At 72.2% G+C, this 16,206-nt stretch carries 17 protein-coding genes; 7 read left to right on the top strand and 10 right to left on the bottom strand.

Annotated elements, in window-relative coordinates; all coding sequences use genetic code 11:
- Nucleotides 1–208 precede the first annotated feature (208 nt).
- Nucleotides 209–835, bottom strand: coding sequence for a ScbR family autoregulator-binding transcription factor (locus ACWD4B_RS25600; RefSeq protein WP_451422945.1), 627 nt, complete (start codon nucleotides 833–835; stop codon nucleotides 209–211).
- A gap of 232 nt (nucleotides 836–1,067) precedes the next feature.
- On the opposite strand from ACWD4B_RS25600, the gene ACWD4B_RS25595 reads away from it, so the two are divergent.
- The 5 genes from ACWD4B_RS25595 to ACWD4B_RS25575 all read left to right on the top strand — a co-directional run bounded on the left by ACWD4B_RS25595 (nucleotide 1,068) and on the right by ACWD4B_RS25575 (nucleotide 4,946).
- Complete coding sequence (locus tag ACWD4B_RS25595) at nucleotides 1,068–1,970, top strand: ScbA/BarX family gamma-butyrolactone biosynthesis protein (RefSeq protein WP_451422944.1); 903 nt, start codon at nucleotides 1,068–1,070, stop codon at nucleotides 1,968–1,970.
- Nucleotides 1,971–1,975: 5 nt separating this feature from the next.
- The gene (locus ACWD4B_RS25590) at nucleotides 1,976–2,752 is read left to right on the top strand and encodes an SDR family NAD(P)-dependent oxidoreductase (protein ID WP_451422943.1); all 777 of its coding nucleotides are present in this window, start codon (nucleotides 1,976–1,978) and stop codon (nucleotides 2,750–2,752) included.
- A gap of 201 nt (nucleotides 2,753–2,953) precedes the next feature.
- Nucleotides 2,954–3,526 (top strand): TetR family transcriptional regulator, encoded by a 573-nt coding sequence (locus ACWD4B_RS25585; RefSeq protein WP_451422942.1) that lies wholly within the window; start codon nucleotides 2,954–2,956, stop codon nucleotides 3,524–3,526.
- A gap of 66 nt (nucleotides 3,527–3,592) precedes the next feature.
- Entirely contained in the window at nucleotides 3,593–4,258 is a 666-nt protein-coding gene (locus ACWD4B_RS25580) for a sensor histidine kinase (protein ID WP_451422941.1), read from the top strand.
- Nucleotides 4,251–4,946, top strand: coding sequence for a response regulator (locus tag ACWD4B_RS25575; protein ID WP_451422940.1), 696 nt, complete (start codon nucleotides 4,251–4,253; stop codon nucleotides 4,944–4,946). The genes ACWD4B_RS25580 and ACWD4B_RS25575 overlap by 8 nt, the downstream gene beginning before the upstream one ends.
- A 140-nt stretch (nucleotides 4,947–5,086) precedes the next feature.
- Here the strand turns inward: ACWD4B_RS25575 and ACWD4B_RS25570 are convergent, their stop codons facing one another.
- The 9 genes from ACWD4B_RS25570 to dmpI all read right to left on the bottom strand — a co-directional run bounded on the left by ACWD4B_RS25570 (nucleotide 5,087) and on the right by dmpI (nucleotide 14,651).
- Entirely contained in the window at nucleotides 5,087–5,872 is a 786-nt protein-coding gene (locus ACWD4B_RS25570; protein WP_451422939.1) for an SDR family NAD(P)-dependent oxidoreductase, read from the bottom strand.
- Nucleotides 5,869–6,876 (bottom strand): AfsA-related hotdog domain-containing protein, encoded by a 1,008-nt coding sequence (locus tag ACWD4B_RS25565; RefSeq protein ID WP_451422938.1) that lies wholly within the window; start codon nucleotides 6,874–6,876, stop codon nucleotides 5,869–5,871. Before ACWD4B_RS25565 ends, ACWD4B_RS25570 begins: the two co-directional genes overlap by 4 nt.
- Before the next feature lie 45 nt (nucleotides 6,877–6,921).
- Entirely contained in the window at nucleotides 6,922–7,593 is a 672-nt protein-coding gene (locus ACWD4B_RS25560) for an HAD-IA family hydrolase (protein ID WP_451422937.1), read from the bottom strand.
- Nucleotides 7,594–7,641: 48 nt separating this feature from the next.
- Nucleotides 7,642–8,619, bottom strand: coding sequence for a ketoacyl-ACP synthase III (locus tag ACWD4B_RS25555; RefSeq protein WP_451422936.1), 978 nt, complete (start codon nucleotides 8,617–8,619; stop codon nucleotides 7,642–7,644).
- A 96-nt stretch (nucleotides 8,620–8,715) separates the two neighbouring features.
- Entirely contained in the window at nucleotides 8,716–10,512 is a 1,797-nt protein-coding gene (locus ACWD4B_RS25550) for a CoA-transferase (protein WP_451422935.1), read from the bottom strand.
- The gene (locus ACWD4B_RS25545) at nucleotides 10,509–11,786 is read right to left on the bottom strand and encodes a beta-ketoacyl-[acyl-carrier-protein] synthase family protein (RefSeq protein WP_451422934.1); all 1,278 of its coding nucleotides are present in this window, start codon (nucleotides 11,784–11,786) and stop codon (nucleotides 10,509–10,511) included. The genes ACWD4B_RS25550 and ACWD4B_RS25545 overlap by 4 nt, the downstream gene beginning before the upstream one ends.
- A gap of 181 nt (nucleotides 11,787–11,967) precedes the next feature.
- Nucleotides 11,968–13,185, bottom strand: a complete 1,218-nt coding sequence (locus tag ACWD4B_RS25540; protein WP_451422933.1) for an acyl-CoA dehydrogenase family protein — start codon at nucleotides 13,183–13,185, stop codon at nucleotides 11,968–11,970.
- A 192-nt stretch (nucleotides 13,186–13,377) separates the two neighbouring features.
- The gene (locus tag ACWD4B_RS25535) at nucleotides 13,378–14,388 is read right to left on the bottom strand and encodes a phosphotransferase family protein (protein WP_451422932.1); all 1,011 of its coding nucleotides are present in this window, start codon (nucleotides 14,386–14,388) and stop codon (nucleotides 13,378–13,380) included.
- An 80-nt stretch (nucleotides 14,389–14,468) separates the two neighbouring features.
- Nucleotides 14,469–14,651, bottom strand: coding sequence for a 4-oxalocrotonate tautomerase DmpI (dmpI, locus tag ACWD4B_RS25530; protein ID WP_336410464.1), 183 nt, complete (start codon nucleotides 14,649–14,651; stop codon nucleotides 14,469–14,471).
- 182 nt (nucleotides 14,652–14,833) lie between these two features.
- Here dmpI and fabG point away from each other — a divergent pair, with 182 nt between their 5' ends.
- Together fabG and ACWD4B_RS25520 are read left to right on the top strand one after the other, a co-directional pair.
- Nucleotides 14,834–15,604, top strand: coding sequence for a 3-oxoacyl-ACP reductase FabG (fabG, locus tag ACWD4B_RS25525; protein WP_451422931.1), 771 nt, complete (start codon nucleotides 14,834–14,836; stop codon nucleotides 15,602–15,604).
- Complete coding sequence (locus ACWD4B_RS25520) at nucleotides 15,598–16,050, top strand: MaoC family dehydratase (protein WP_451422930.1); 453 nt, start codon at nucleotides 15,598–15,600, stop codon at nucleotides 16,048–16,050. The genes fabG and ACWD4B_RS25520 overlap by 7 nt, the downstream gene beginning before the upstream one ends.
- The last annotated feature ends 156 nt before the right edge of the window (nucleotides 16,051–16,206 follow it).

Below are 16,206 nucleotides of genomic sequence, written 5' to 3'. Positions count from 1 at the left end.
ATGGCGCGCCGTCCGCATGCTGGACAAAGTAACCAGCGAATGGGCGGACGCCCCTGACCACGGAGCAAGGACGATCAAGGGAACACGTGTTCCGCCTGCGAGTTGACCGGAACCGGTCTGCGGAGCGCCGTGTTCCGGGTGCGCCCCGAAGGGGCGCGGGGAACTGCGCGACCAGCCACGGCCGGCCCGCACCCGACGAACGGCCCCGCTACCCGCTCACCGTCGCCGGCACCCGCGCCGTGCTCACCTCGGTGCGGGCCACCACCGCCGGAACGGCGATCCCCGGCAGCAGCAGCCGCCACATCCGCACCGCCCGCTCCGGGAGGTCCGTCCGGCCGCTCACCACGGCCGAGTAGAGCTGCATGCCCGTGCACGCCTCGACGACGAACTCGGCCATCTCGCGCGGATCCACCCCGGCCTGCAGCTCCCCCTTCTCGGAGGCGACGGTCAGGCAGTCCGTCATGATCTGCGCCCACTCCACATAGGACGTGGCGTCCTGGAGCCCGGTCTGCTCCGTGGCCAGCCGCACGCCCGCGCGCAGCAGAGGGTCCCGCTGGAGCTGGAAGGACCAGATCATGGTGATGTCCACCATCCGCTGCAGCCCCTCGGACTCCAGCAGCGGGACGATGGTCTCCGGCTGTGCGTTCATCACCGCACGGGCCAGGCCTTCCTTGGACTTGAAGTGGAAGTACATGGCGCCGGCCGTGGCGCCCGCGCGCTCGAGGATCCGGTTGATGCTCGCGCCGGCGTAGCCGTACTCGTCGAACACCTCGGCCGCCGCACGGAGGATCGCCTCGCGAGTCTGCACAGCGCGTTCCTGCTTGGGCCGGCCCATCTTGCCTCCTGAAAAAAAATGAGAACGACCTTTACGTTACCAGGGGGTGGCGGATCCGCCCAGCCTGCCCGGGACCGGTCCCAAGTCGGATGTATCAAGCCTCCTTTGGTGGAGGCATGGGGATTCTTTGGGATGTTCATGAAGCTAAAAAAGCGAGCACTCTTTATGTTTGTGGCTGCGGCTTCCGGCCAGGCATCCCGCCGGGCCTGTACACCGCTAGGGGGAAATCATCATGTCGTCCAGCGCTACCAGCACGGTGCCCCGCGCCTTCGTCCACAAGACGTCCGAGTCCGAGGTGCTGCTCACCGGCTGGCGGCCCACCGGGCCCGACACCTTCTCCGTCACCGCGCGGTGGCCGGCCGCCCACGACTTCTACGGCCCGCGGCGCGGTCTCCACGACCCGCTGCTCGTGGCCGAGTCCGTGCGCCAGACCGTTCCGCTGCTCAGTCACGCGGTCTTCGACGTGCCCTTCGGGCACCGCCAGTCGTGGAGCGACTTCCGGTACACCGTCGACCCCGCGGCCCTGGTGGCCGGTGCGGCGGATGCCGAGGTCGAGCTGCGCATCACGTGCACCGACGTCGTCCGGCGCGCCGGACGGCTGGTCTCGGTCGACATGAGTGTGGAGATCTACCGCGGCGACGTGCGCCTGGGCACGGCGCGGACCTCCTTCCACAACCACCCGCCCGCCATCTACCGCCGCCTGCGCGGCCGTTATGGGGACCTCGCCGAGGCTGTCGCCGGTACGGTCCCGCTCGCGCCGCCGATGGCCCCGCGGCGGGTGGGGCGCGAGCGGTTCGCCGACGTCGTCCTGTCCCCCACCGGCTCCCGGCAGCTCACCCAGCTGCGCGTGGACCTCACCCACCCCGCGCTCTTCGACCACCTCGTCGACCACGCCCCGGGCATGCTGCTGCTGGAGGCCGCGCGCCAGGCGGCACAGGCGGCCGCATACCCGGAGGAGAGCATCCCGGTCGCCATGGACGTCGCCTTCACCGCCTACGCCGAACTCGACGTGCCCTGCTGGATCCACGCCGACCCGCTGCCCGCGGACCGGTTCGGGCGCAGGCGGGTCCTGATATCCGCCCTGCAGAACGACGCGTGCGTCTTCTCCTCCGTCGTGACCCTGGGACGGGTGTGAACGCGATGACGAATGATGCACGGGGGATGCTCGACGGGAGGGTCGCCCTGATCACGGGCGCGTCCAGCGGGATCGGCGCGGCCGCGGCCCGGCTGTTCGCCGCCGAGGGGGCGGCCGTGGTCGTGACCGCCCGCCGCGCGGACCGGCTGCAGGAGCTCGTGGACGGCATCCGCGCCGCGGGCGGCCGGGCGCTGGCGGTGGCCGGCGACGTGACCGTGCCGCAGGACGCGGAGCGTGCGGTGGCCGCGGCGGTCGAGACCTTCGGCCGGCTGGACGCCGCCTTCAACAACGCCGGTTACGCCACGGCCGGTGCGCTGCTGCACGAGGTCGACGACGCGGACTACGCGCGGACCATGGACGTCAACGTGCGCGGTGTGTGGAACTGCATGCGCCACCAGCTCCCCGCGATGCTCGCCTCGGGTGTGCCCGGGGCCGTGGTGAACACCTCCAGCGTGGCCGGGACGGTGGCGACCGGGGCCTCGGCCGCGTACGTGGCCGCCAAGCACGCGGTCATCGGTCTGACGAAGGCGGCCGCCGCGGAGTACGGGTCGCGGGGGATCCGGGTGAACGCCCTGGTCGTGGGCAACACGATGACCGAGATGATGGAGCAAGTGCTCGACCGCGAGCCGGAGTTGGAGGGGGCGTTTCTCGCCCGGCCGGTGCAGAAGCGGATGGCCGACGCGGTGGAAGTGGCGCAGGCCGCCGCCTGGTTGTGCAGTGAGCGGTCTTCCTTTGTCACCGGTGCCGCGGTGCCGGTGGATGGTGGGTGGACGGCCACGTAGTCCTTCGGCCGCAGGCCGGCTGTGGTTGTTCGCGCAGTTCCCCGCGCCCCTTTGGGGCGCGGGGAACTTTGCTTTGGGCGGAGGCCCTGACTCCAGAAATACAGAACGCTCGCTTTGATTTTGGCCTGGCCTGTGGATATCGTGCTGACCGGAGCCGGCAAGGGGCCGCGGGGGAGCTCGCCACGGGATGGGGAGAGCGCAATGGTGATGCAGGAGAGGGCCGTCCGTACGCGCGAGGCCCTCGTCAGGGCGGCCGCCGTGGAGATCGACGGCAAGGGCTACGCAGGCGCCACCCTGTCCGGCATCTGCAAGTCCGCCCAGGTCTCCATGGGGGCTCTGACCTTTCATTTCGCCAGCAAGAGCGAGCTGGCGGACGCGGTCGTGGAGCGGGGCTGCGAGGTCACGCGGGAACTGGTCGAGAAGGTGGCGGCGAACCGGGAGTGCGCGCTGGGCTCCGTGGGGGCGCTGACGCTGGGGCTCGCGCGATTACTGGAGGAGGACGTGGCCGTGCGCTCGGCCGCTCTCCTCGCCCGCGAGCGCCCCGAGGCCGGTGCCTGCTGGACCGCGGTCTGGCTCCCCGCCGTCCGCGGACTGCTCGAAAACGCCGGTGAACAGGGCGAACTCCGTTTCGGGACGCCACCGGTGACCGTGGCCGCCCTGATCGCGCACCTGCTGGCGGGCGCCGAGGTGCAGCGCCGCTGCGGAGACACCGTCAACCGGCTTGAGCCGATATGGGAGTTGGTGCTGAGCGGCGTCGCGGCAGCCGGCGCTTAAGGACTGGAAAACAAAGCGAACGTTCTGTATTCTCTCTGGTGTTACGGAGAGGAAGGCAGGATCGCTGTGACGTACATCGACGCCGCCCCCGATGCGGCCGTGTGCAGCAGGCTCGCGCGTGAGGTCCACGACCGGATCGGCAGCGGGCTCGCCCTGGCACTGCGGCGACTGGAACTCCTGGAGCTCACCGCGACCGGGCTGACCCCGGCCGAGAAGGGCCGGCTGGCCGACGCCCGCGCCGCCCTGCTGGACACCCTGGGCGTGGCCCGGGAGGTCACCTCCGCCCTGCGCCGCTGCCCGGTGGCCGGCGCGATCACCTCGGCGCCTCCGCTGGAGGGCGCGCTGCGCAGCTTCCTGCAGTCCATGGAGCCGCTCGGGGTGCGGGTGCGGCTGCATGTCGACGGCGACGACGCCTGGGTGCCGCCGCTGGTCGTCAACGAGGTCTTCATCGTCGTGCGCGAGGCGCTGCGCAACGCCCTCGCCCACGCCGGGGCACAGGAGGTGACGGTCCGCGCCGTCATCGCCCCGCACGAGGTGTACGCCGAAGTCGCCGACGACGGCGTGGGCTTCGACGCCCGTGCGCCCCGCACCGCGGGCCGCACCAACGGGCTGCTCGGCATGGAGGAGCGGGCCCGTGCCCTCGACGGCACCACCACGGTCACGTCCGCCCCGGGCCGCGGCACCACTGTCGCGGTCTGGATACCGATCAAGGGGAGCAGCATCGATGACTGACGACGCGCCGCGGTCCGCGGACCGGATCCGCATCCTGGTCGCCGACGACCACACCCTGCTGCGCGAGGCGCTGTGCGATCTGCTCGGCGTCGAGCCCGACTTCGAGGTCGTCGCCCAGGCCGGCGACGCCGAGGCCGCCGTCCGGCTGGCCGAGCGGCTGCGCCCGGACGTCGCCCTGCTCGATGTGCAGATGCCGCACAACGAGGACCCGGTGGCCACCGTCCGCCGGATGCTGCAGAACAAGCCCGATCTGCGGATCATCATCGTGAGCATGGACGACCACCCGGTGCTCGTCCGGCGGTTGCTGGAGCTGGGCGTCCGCGGATACCTGCACAAGAGCGCGAGCCGCGAGACGCTGGCCGCCGCCATCCGCGAACGGGCCGACACCGGGCGGCGCGTGGTGACGGTCTCGGTGCTGCCGGGCGGCCTGCCCGCGCCGAGCGCGGGCGGAGCGGGCACCCAGCGGCTGTCCGAGCGGGAGGTGGAGGTCCTCGCCCTGGTGGCGGGTGCGCTGAGCAACCGCCAGGTGGGCGCCCGGCTGGGCATCACCGAGGGCACCGTCAAACGCCACCTGCGGAAGATCTTCGACAAGCTGGATGCGGTGTCCCGGCTGGATGCCGTCAACAAGGCGGTGGCGCTGTCGCTGATTCGGCCGCAATCGGGGCGGCGCGTGCCGTTGGCGAGTTGAGCGGTACCACGTCGCCCCGTCAGGGGCGCGGGACGGTGATATTGTGCGGCTCCGCCGCGTGGGCGCGACCAGCCATCTGCGGGTGCGTCGTGGCTGGTCGCGCAGTTCCCCGCGCCCCTTGCGGGGCGCCCCGGTACCGCTCATACCGTCAGGTACCCGCCGTCCACCGGGACGCTCGCACCGGTCACGTACGAGCTGGCGTCCGCGGCGAGGAAGAGCAACGCCCCGTCGAGCTCGTGCAGTTCACCGGCCCTCCGCATCGGGGTGCGGCGCTCGACCCAGGTGCGGCCCTTGTCGTTGCCCAGCATGTCGGCGGTCATCTCCGACCAGAACCAGCCCGGGCAGAGCGCGTTGACGCGCACCCCGCGCGCGGCCCACTGGGCGGCGAGCTCGCGGGTGAGGTTGACGACCCCGCCCTTGCTCGCGGCGTACGCGGCCTGCGGCAGGCTGCCGCTGGCCACCAGCCCGTACACCGACGCGATGTTGACGATGCTGCCGGAGCCGCGCTCCAGCATCCCGGTGCCGACCGCCGTGCTGAGGGCGAAGACCGCGGTGAGGTTGACCCCCACGATGCTGTCGAAGCTCTCCACGGACTGCCGCTCGGCCGGCACGGTCTCCGACAGGCCCGCGTTGTTGATCAGGATGTCGACCGGGCCGAGCTGCTCGGTGACCGTGCGCACCAGACGCTCGCGGTCCTCGGCGAGGGTCACGTCGCAGGGCACGGCGATGCTGCCGGGCAGTTCGGCGGACAGTTCCTTCAGCGGCCCCTCGCGCCGGGCGGCCAGCGCCACCCGGGCCCCGGCCGCGGTGAGCAGCCGGGCGAAGTGGGCGCCGATCCCACTGGACGCCCCGGTGACGACGGCGACCTTGCCGTCGATGCGGAAGATGCGGGTGGGGTCCGTCGTGGTGGCCGTCGCCTCGTTCATCGCGCCGCCACCTCCGTCCCGACGGTGCTGCCCAGTCGGACCCGCATGCGGGCGACGGCCTCGCCGTCCTGCTCGAAGGCCACCTCGGTCCAGCGGCCCCCGTCCACGCTCTCGGGCAGCGGGCGCGTGACGACCGTGATGTCGCTGTCCAGTTCGGCGAAGCGCAGGTACTCGGCGCTCACGTACTGCAGGAAGAGCCCGGCGGGGGAGAGGCCCTGCTGCTCCCCGGCCAGCAGCAGCGAGGACTGCCGCGCGGCCTCCATCATGACCGGCCCCGGGACGTGGTCCTGCGCGTGATCGAACATGCTCGGGTGGTCGACCGGGACCCGCAGCCGCGCCAGCGACCCGTCCCCGTCGGCGCGCACGTCCTCCAGCACCACGTTCTCGGACCGCTCCCGGCCCACCTGCCACGGGGCCACCGGCACGCCGCCGGTGTGCGCGGGCAGGGTGTCGGAGTACGGCGGTGGGGTGTCGCGGTGCGACATGCGCAGGCTCTCGTAGACGTCGTTCGGGCGCTGCGCGGTGTCGACGATGATGGTGCCGGCCCGTCGCCCGTCCACCATGACCTGCACCTTGTGGACGACCCGGGAGATCGCGCCGCGGTACTCCTTGGCCAGTTCGACGGAGCCGCGCAGGTCGAGGTCGAGCGGTCCGCGCACCCGCAGCGGCCCGGGGTCGGAGATCTCCATCGAGGCCGTCGCGGTGATGGACTTGGTGTCCTGGCCGGCGTCGTGCTGCAGGTGCATCGCGCACAGCAGCATCTGGCGGACGCTCTCGAAGACGACCAGCGGGTCGTGCATGGCCGGGCGGCCCGTGTGATCGCCGTAGTAGAAGTGCGCGGGCGGCAGTTGGGCCGAGGCCCGGAAGGTCTTGTCGTCGACGGACTGGAAGTCGGTCAGGAACACCTCGGCGAGCGCGGCGCGGTGCACCAGGCGCCGGGACAGCGTGCGCTGCGTGCTCAAGGGTGCGGTCATGGTGTCCGTGGGCAGGGTGATGACGGTCATCTCGGGCTCCTGGGGAAGGGGTTGGGCGTCAGGGGGCAGTGCTGGTCAGACGCTCGCTGCGGCGAGCGGCTCGGCGGCGGGTGCGGCGGCGTCCATGAGGTTGGCGATCTGGCGCGCGGCCTGGTCGGCGGTGCGGAAGTGGACGGCCTGCCAGCCGGCGGCGACGGCGCCCGCGCAGTTCTTCTCCAGGTCGTCGACGAGCACGCACTCGTGCGGGGCGCGCCCGGCGCGCAGCGCGGCGATGCGGAAGATCTCCGGCTCGGGCTTGCGGCTGCCCACGGCGTAGGAGCAGACGATGTCGTCGAAGTGGGTGTCGTCGACCATGTAGCGGCGGTGCCGCTCCCAGGAGGGCGGCAGGTTGGACAGCAGGCCCACGAAGGCGCCCCGCTCGCGGAAGGCCGCCAGGTGCCGGACCCAGTCGGCGTTGGCGGGGCGGCCGTCGAACCAGCGGTCGCCGAAGTTCTGCAGGTCGGCCGCCAGGCCGAAGGCGCGGCCGAGTTCGGCCTCCAGCTCCTCGGACCAGGAGGCCTCGTCGAGCAGCGGGATGTCGATCACGCCCATGGAGTCGGTGCCGTGGGCCTCGCCCACGAGGCGCATGGCCTCCTTGAGCGCGTGCAGCGGCACGCCGACCCGGTCGCTGAAGTCGTTGAAGGTGACGTCGACGGGCGGGGTGAGCACGCCGCCGAAGTCGGTCCAGATGGCCAGGGGAGCAGTCATGACGGTTCCTTCGGGTGGGAGGGGCGGACGGTGGGAGGGGCCTCGTGCTTACAGGCGGTAGAGCAGCCCGCCGTAGTACCAGCCGGAACCGACCGCCGTGGACAGCACCAGGTCGCCGGACTTCAGGACCCCGCTCTGCGTGAACTCGGAGAGCGCGATGGGGATGGACGCGCAGCCGGTGTTGCCGCGGTCGGCGAAGTTGGTGAGGAACTTCTCGACGGGCAGGTCCAGTCCGTCGCGCACCCCGGCGTGGATGGCGTTGTTGCCCGGGTGGGGCACCAGCCAGTCGATGTCGGAGGTCTTGAGCCCGTTGCGGTCCAGGACGTTGTCCGCGACCCGCAGGCTGGAGCGGACGGCCAGGTCGATCAGCTCGGGCTTGGGGCGCAGGAAGCCCTCGGGGGCGCGGGCGGCCACGGTGTCGGCCTCGGAGGCGTCGCAGTCGAGGACGGAGTCGAGCAGGCCGCTCGGGTCGTCCGGGTCGCCCTTCTCCAGGACCACGGCGCCGGCCGCGTCGCCGAAGACCAGCTGCCCGCGGGTGCCGGGCCGGGCGCGGCGGGTGAACCGGTCGGCGGCCACGACCACGGCGCGCTTCCAGCCGGGGTGCGCGGTGAGCAGGGAGGCGGCGGTCTGCATGCCGTGCACGAATCCGGTGCAGGCACCGCACACGTCGAAGGCGAGGGCGCCGTGGGCGCCGAGCGCGGCGGCCACGCCGGGGGCGATCTCCGGGATCCACTGCCGGTCGGTCCAGTTGGCGAGGACGACGAGGTCCACGTCGGCGGCGCTGCGGCCCGCGTTCTCCAGTGCGTTCCTGGCGGCCTGGACGGCCATGAACTCCAGCGTCTCGTCCTCGTCGGCGACGTGCAGGCTGCGCACGCCCAGTTCGGCGGCGGCCTCCGGCGGGTAGGTGCGTCCGCCGACGGTCACCTCGCCGTCGTGGCGGCGCAGGTGGCGCGGGTAGTAGTGGCCGAGCCCGGCGAACTTCAGCCCGGATCCGGTCCAGGTACGGCCTTCGGTACGTGCGTGCATGGGGGTGCTCCTCAGAAAGATTTGGGGGGTGAGTGGCGCCCCGTCAGGGGCGCGGGGAACTGCGCGATCAGCCACAGCCGGCCCGCAGGCGACGCGCTAGCGATACCGCCCGTCAGGGTCGAGGGAGCGCAACAGCTCCAACTCCTCCTCGGTGACCGGCTTCTCGGGCACGACCCCGGTGACGTCCGCGTCCCACGAGGTCCGCTCGTCCACAGCGGCCGCGGCCTGCACCTCGACGGCACCGGGACCGTCGGGACCCAGCCACGTGGCGAGGCGGAAGCCGTCCCCCGTGCGCCGGAACCGGCCGAAGTCGCTGACCACTTCGCGGACCCGGTCGCCGGGGCTCGTGCGGTAGCCGACCTCGCCGACGTAGCGGCGGCGGGAGGACGGGGCGATGACCACGCAGTCGGTGGACGAGGCGATGTCGTTGGCCCCGCCGGATCCGGTCAGCCAGCGGCCGTCCGCACCCCGGCTGGTGTTGATCGTGCCGGTGCCGTCGATCTCCGCGGCGGCCAGCACGCCCAGGGCGCGGGGGTTGGCGGCCACCATGCCGCCGAGGATCTCCGGGATCCCGGCGAGCATCTCGCTGCGCCCGGCGTGCAGCAGGCTGAACAGGTAGACGTCACCGGGCTCGGGCGTGAACCCGTACATCCCCAGCTCCGCCACGACCTTGACCTCGTGCCCGCCGCCGCGCAGCAGTTCGGCGGCCAGCCATGCCGCCATGTGCGAGGTGCCGATGCCGGCGAGCAGGGTGTCGTAGCCGTGCTCGCGCACCTGGTCGGCCACGGCGCGGGCGCCGAGGACGATCAACTGTTCCTGCCGGCTGGGCGGTTCCGTCCCGATCAGCGCGGGTGCAGCCGGTGCGGGCGCGGGGCCGCGTTCGCCGGCGTCGAGCCGGGCGCGGGCCGCCGCCTCGCTGCGGGCGATCTCCTGCCACAGCTCGGTCTCCTCGGCGTACGGCTCCTCGGGGACCGTGCCCGGTTCGGCGAGGGCCGCCCGGCGCTCGGCACCGAGCCGCTGGACGTAACCCGCGTGCGAGCCGGGTCCGGTGACCCAGGTGCGGTACCAGTCGGCGCCACGCTGCGGGCCGTGGCAGGAGGCGACGATCTCCTCCAGGAAGGCGTAGTCGTCCAAGTAGCCCGTCACACCGGCCAGTCCGCCCGTGCGCAGCGACTGGGGGTGGGCGCCCAGCGGCGCCTCGCACAGGCCCAGCACCCGCTGACCGGGGACGACGACCCGGTCGTTGATCTTCCGCAACTCCTCGCGGCTGACGATCCGTTCGACCGAGGCGATCACCCCGCGCTTCGCGGCGTACGCGGCCCAGGCGCCTTCGCCGAGCGGCGGTACGAGGGCGATGTTGCCGTCCTCGTCGGCGACCGCGCCGTGGACGAGGGTGACGTCCGGGCGCAACGGGGCCATGAGCGTGACGTGTTCGCCGGGCCGGGCCGGGTCGGGCACCCGGTGCAGCACCCCCGGCTTGCCCTCGGCCAGGTCGGTGCCGGCCAGCGAGCCGGTGACGGCGTAGGGGGCGCCCTGCGCGCCGGCGATCAGCCGTTGCACGTAGCTCAGCAGCGACCAGGCCTCGAAGGCGAACGGCTCGCCCTGTTCCAGCCGGGCGTAGAGCGGGTTGGGCCGCGGGGACGGGTAGGTGTCGCCCACGAACCCGGCGACGACCTTCTCGGCGACGCCGGAGAGGGCGAGCGCGTGGGCCGAGGAGTGCACGGCCGTGGTGCTCACGGTCAGCCGGCCCTCTTCGCCGAACACCCGGCACAGCGCGTACGTCAGGGCGTTGGGGCGGGACGGGGTCCCGGCGAGGTGGACGTGGTCGCCGGGCTCGACCAGCCGGCGGACCAGCTCGTCGACGTCGGATGCGATCAGCGGCTGCCGGCTCATGACGGCGCTCCCACCGCGACCACCGAGGTCTGGCTGCCGAAGGCGAAGGACATCGACACGGCGAGCTCCAGCTCGGCCGGGCGGGCGCCCTCGAAGACGTGGTCGTGGTCGCACTCGGGGTCGGGCGTGGTGAAGTTGATGGTCGGGGCGATCGTCTGGTGATGGATCATCAGGCTGGTCGCGGCGACGTTGATGATGCCCGCGAGGCCGAACGTGTGACCGTAGATGGGCTTGTTGGAGCTGATGGGCGGCAGCTTGGCGAGGGTCCGCTCGGGGTAGAGGGCGCGCAGGGCGCGGGACTCGGCGATGTCGTTGTAGCGGGTGGCGGTGCCGTGGGCGCAGAAGTAGTCGACGTCCTCGGCGCTGCGGCCGGCGTCGGCCAGCAGGTCCTCGATCAGGGCGGCGGTGACCTTGCCGGTGAGGTCCATGGTGGTCGGGTGGGCGGCCTCGTTGAGGGAGGCGGCGGAGAGGATCTCGGAGTAGATCCGGGCGCCGCGGGCGCGGGCCGTCGACTCGCGCTCCAGGCAGAGCACGACCGAGCCCTCGCCGAGCGCGAAGCCCTCGCGGTCGTTGCTGTAGGGACGGACGGCGCGCTTGGGGTCGTCGCGCTCGGTGGACATCACGCCGCTGCCCATCGCCCGGTAGCAGGAGGCGACTTCGGGCAGGATCGGGAACTCGTGCCCGCCGACCAGCATCACGTCCGCGGCACCGGACTGCAGCTCGCGCAGGGCCACGCCGATCGCCTGGTGGCCGCCGACGCAGGCGTTGCTGAGGGTGGTGACGAGGCCCTGGGCGCCGGTGTAGATCGCGGAGAGGGTGGCCGGGCAGCCGGGCAGGCCGCGGAACATGGCGCCCTTGTCGCCGAAGGCCGTCGGGTCGGCACCGGTCAGCACGTCGCGCCACCAGGCGGACGGTCCGCGCGAGGAGGACATCACGACGCCCATCCGGCGCGGCTCGACGTCACCGGGGACCAGGCCCGCGTCGCGCCGGGCCTCGGCCACGGCCGACATGCCGATGAGGATCTCGCGGGAGTACTTGGCCGCGTGGGCGTCGTTCAGCTCGGGGAGGAAGGGGTGGTGGTCGAAGCCGGAGATCTCGGCGGCCACGTGCACCGGCAGCCCGGCCTCCGCGCCGTCGAACCGGGTGAGCCGGCCGACCTGCGAGAGACCGCCGGATATGTTCGCCCAGAACCGGTCCACGGACAGAGTGTTGGGAAGGACGACACCGATCCCGGTGACGACTATGGGTTCCTTTGTGCTTTCCGTTTTCGTCATGTGAACGACTTTATGGGCGGCTGGAATTCGTTCCATGGACCGCGGGGTACCGAATTCCCGGTAATTCCGGTACCGGGAGTACCGGTCGCCGGACAAAGGAAAAGCGCAGTTCCCCGTGCCCCGAAAGGGGCGCGGGGAACTGCGCGACAAGCCACGAACGACCCGCAGCGAAAGGGAAGCCTCAGCCCGCGGAGCGGTACCGCTTCAACTCCCGCCGCGCCAGCGACGCCCGGTGCACCTCGTCCGGCCCGTCCGCCAAGCGCAGCGTCCGCGCATGGGCCCACAGCTGGGCCAGCGGGAAGTCCTGGGAGACCCCGCCCCCGCCGTGGGCCTGGATGGCCTTGTCCAGCACCCACTCCGCCATCTCCGGCACCGCGATCTTGATGGCCTGGATCTCGGTGTGCGCGCCCTTGTTGCCGACGGTGTCCATCAGCCAGGCGGTCTTGAGCACCAGCAGCCGCGCCTGCTCGATCCGTACGCGCGACTCGGCGATCCACTCCTGCACGACGCCCTGGTCGGCGAGCGGCTTCCCGAAGGCGGTGCGCCGGACGACCCGCTCGCACATGAGGTCGAAGGCGCGTTCCGCCATGCCGATGAGCCGCATGCAGTGGTGGATGCGCCCCGGCCCGAGCCGCGCCTGGGCGATGGCGAAGCCCTCGCCCTCCCCGGCGATGATGTTGGCCGCCGGCACCCGGACGTCGTCGAAGACGACCTCCGCGTGACCGCCGTGCGGCCCGTCGGTGTACCCGAAGACCGTCACCCCGCGCTTCACGTGCACGCCCGGGGTGTCGCGGGGGACGAGGATCATCGACTGCTGCCGGTGCCGCGGCCCGTCCGGGTCGGTCTTGCCCATCACGATGAGCAGTTCGCACTCCGGGGCCATCGCCCCGGACGACCACCACTTGCGGCCGTTGATCACGTACTCGTCGCCGTCCCGCTCGATGCGGGTGGCGATGTTGGCGGCGTCCGAGGAGGCCACCTCCGGCTCGGTCATGCAGAACGCCGACCGGATCGTGCCGTCCAGCAGCGGCTTGAGCCAGCGGTCCTGCTGCTCCGGGGTGCCGAAGAGCGCGAGGACCTCCATGTTCCCGGTGTCCGGGGCCGCGCAGTTGACGGCCTCGGGCGCGATGTGCGGGCTGCGGCCGGTGATCTCGGCGAGCGCGGCGTACTGCAGGTTCGTCAGCCCCGCACCGAACTCCTCGCCCGGCAGGAAGAGATTCCACAGCCCCTGCCGGCGGGCCTCGGCCTTCAGCTCCTCCAGCACCGGGGGGCGGCCCCACGGGTGCCCGGCCGCGTGCTGGGCCGCGAACACCGGCTCGGCGGGCAGCACATGCTCGTCGAGGAAGGCCCGCATCCGGGCACGCAGTTCCTCGGTCCGGGCGTCGTACGCGAATTCCATCAGACCTTCTTTCGGGGGGGCCACCGGTTTGAGCCAGTGGGGAATCGATTCCTCGAGCTGGATGGGGCAGAGCGCCCTGGTAGCGTTTTTGCGCCCCTTGAGGGGTCGGTTCGGGTTGGACCGCAACCTTTCGGGTTGGAAGCCCCCTCGCTTCGGCGGGGGAGCGGAGCCACGGTGTCTCCGTGATTCAGGTCAGACACGCAGCGAGTCGAGTGCGGCGTGCCCGCGCTCGACGAGCAGCGGCACGGCCTCGGCGAGCGCCGCCGGCTCGTCGCCGACGGTGTGGCCCTGGACGGTGCGGCAGTGGATGCCCTCGAGGATGGCGGCGAGCTTGTAGAAGGAGAAGGCGACGTACCAGCCGAGCCGGTCGAGCGGCACGGCGCTGCGCTCGGCGTAGCGCTCCACGAGCTGCGCGGCCGACGGCCAGCCGGGGAGCGCGCCGGGGGTGGCGACGGGGGAGTCGGGGAATCCGGCGAAGCCGTCCCAGTACATGCAGAGCATGCCGAGGTCGGCGAGCGGGTCGCCGAGGGTGGACATCTCCCAGTCCAGGACGGCGGCGATCCGGCCCGGGCCGGCCGGGTCCAGCAGGACGTTGTCGAGCTTGTAGTCGCCGTGCACGAGGGAGGCGGTGCCGTCCGCCGGACAGCTCGCGGCGAGCCGGTCGTTGAGGGCGTCGGCCCCGGGGACGTCACGGGTGCGGGAGTCCTCCCACTGCCGGCGCCAGCGCCGCACCTGGCGGGTCATGAAGCCTTCGGGGCGCCCGAAGTCCGCCAGCCCGGCCTGTGCGGGGTCCACGGCGTGCAGGGCGGCGAGGGTGTCGACGAGGGCGAAGGCGGTGCGCCCGGCCTCGGAGGGCCCGAGCGGGGCGAGTTCGGCGTCGCTGCGGAAGGTGACGCCCTCGACCAGCTCCATCACGTAGAACGGTGCGCCCAGCACCGCGGGGTCCTCACAGAGTCCGAACGTGCGCGGCACGGGCACGGCGGTGGGCCCGAGCGCGGTCAGCACGCGGTACTCGCGGGCCATGTCGTGGGCGGTGGCCAGGACATGGCCCAGCGGGGGCCTGCGGAGCACGAGGCTGCGGTCCCCGCAGTCGATCCGGTACGTCAGGTTGGAGCGTCCGCCGGCCAGCAGCCGGGCGCCGGCGGGCGGGGGACAGCCGGGCAGGTGCGCGGCCAGCCAGGCCGCCAGCGCTGCGGTGTTCATCTCTCCTCCGGGGGCGTACGCCACGGTCCCGGCCGCCGTCGGGGGATCGGGGGCCGGGACCGTCGGTGTGGGGGTGCGGACTACTTGTCGGCGGTGAGCTTGCCGGCGGTGCCCCAGCTGTCGGTGGGAACCTCGGTGACCCAGACCTGAACGGTCTCGGCCGGGATCTGGTAGGCGTCCACGAAGGCGTCGGTGATCTTGGCGACGAGGTCGCGCTTGAGCTCGACGTCGCGGGGGCCCTGGAGAACGGTGACGACCGGCATGATTTCCTCCTGATTGAATTCGCTGCGATTTGCGGCGCACCACAGACGTTATGGGCCGCCGGAAAGGCAGTTCAAGGGAAATGCCTCCCAGGTGGACCGGGCATGTCCCGGAAGAAACACCGGCCGGTGTCGTTGGCGTCAACGGGCCTCTGTTCCGGCCCGATGCCGCCTACGTTTCGCTCATGACCACTGCAAACACTTCTTCTTCACGCGTCGCCATCGTGACCGGAGCGGCCCGCGGCATCGGCGCGGCCACCGCCGAACGGCTGGCCGCTGACGGCCACGCCGTCGCCGTTCTCGACCTCGACGCCGCCGCGGGGGCGGAGACCGTCGCGCGCATCGAGAAGGCCGGCGGCCGCGCGATCGCCGTCGGCGCCGACGTCTCCGACGAGACGCAGGTCGCGGCTGCCGTCGCCGAGGTCGCCGAGCGGCTCGGGGCACCGACGGTCCTCGTCAACAACGCGGGCGTGCTGCGCGACAACCTCCTGTTCAAGATGACCGTCCCGGAGTGGGACACCGTGCTCGGCGTGCACCTGCGCGGCGCCTTCCTGATGTCCCGCGCGGTCCAGAAGCACATGGTGGACGAGGGCTTCGGCCGCATCGTCAACCTCTCCAGCTCCTCGGCCCTCGGCAACCGCGGCCAGGCCAACTACGCTGCCGCGAAGGCCGGTCTGCAGGGCTTCACCAAGACGCTGGCCATCGAGCTCGGCAAGTTCGGCGTGACGGCGAACGCGGTCGCGCCCGGCTTCATCGCCACCGACATGACCGCGGCGACGGCGGAGCGCATGGGCATCACCTTCGAGGAGTTCCAGGCGGCCTGCGCGGCGGACATCCCGGTGCAGCGCGTCGGTACCCCGGCGGACGTCGCCGAAGCCGTCGCCTTCTTCGCGAGCGAGGCCGCCGGCTTCGTGTCGGGTCAGGTCATGTACGTGGCCGGAGGTCCGCTGTGCTGAGCTTCACGTCGGCGGACGAACTCCGGGCGGCCGTGGGCCGGGAGATGGGCCCGAGCGACTGGCTGGAGGTGGACCAGGCCCGCATCGACCTCTTCGCGGAGGCCACGGGCGACCACCAGTGGATCCACACGGACCCGCAGCGCGCGGCGTCCGGTCCCTTCGGCACGACGATCGCGCACGGCTACCTGACGCTGTCACTGCTGCCGGTGCTCGTGCCGCGGCTGATGGACGTCGTCGGCGCGACGATGGGCGTCAACTACGGCGTGAACAAGGTGCGTTTCCCCGCACCGCTCCCGGCCGGCTCCCGGGTCCGGGCCAGGGCCCGCATCGTCGAGGTCACGGAGGTCGCGGGCGGGGTGCAGGTCACCACGGCGGTGACGGTGGAACGGGAGGGCGGCGAGAAGCCGGTGTGTGTGGCGGAGTCGGTGAGCCGGTTCGCGTGGTGAGGGGGTGAGGGCCCCGGCCCCACCCTTTCGCCGTTTCTCGGGGCTTCGCCCCGAACCCCTGTGGAACGTGCGGGCCGTCCGTGGCTGGTCGCACAGTTCCCCGCGCCCCTTACGGGGGGCGCGGTGCGATCGGTATAGCACACCGAAGAAATCCAC

The organism is Streptomyces sp. NPDC002536 (genome assembly GCF_053594995.1).
Note: the sequence above shows the minus strand (reverse complement) of the source record. Positions and strands in the feature narration are given on the sequence as shown.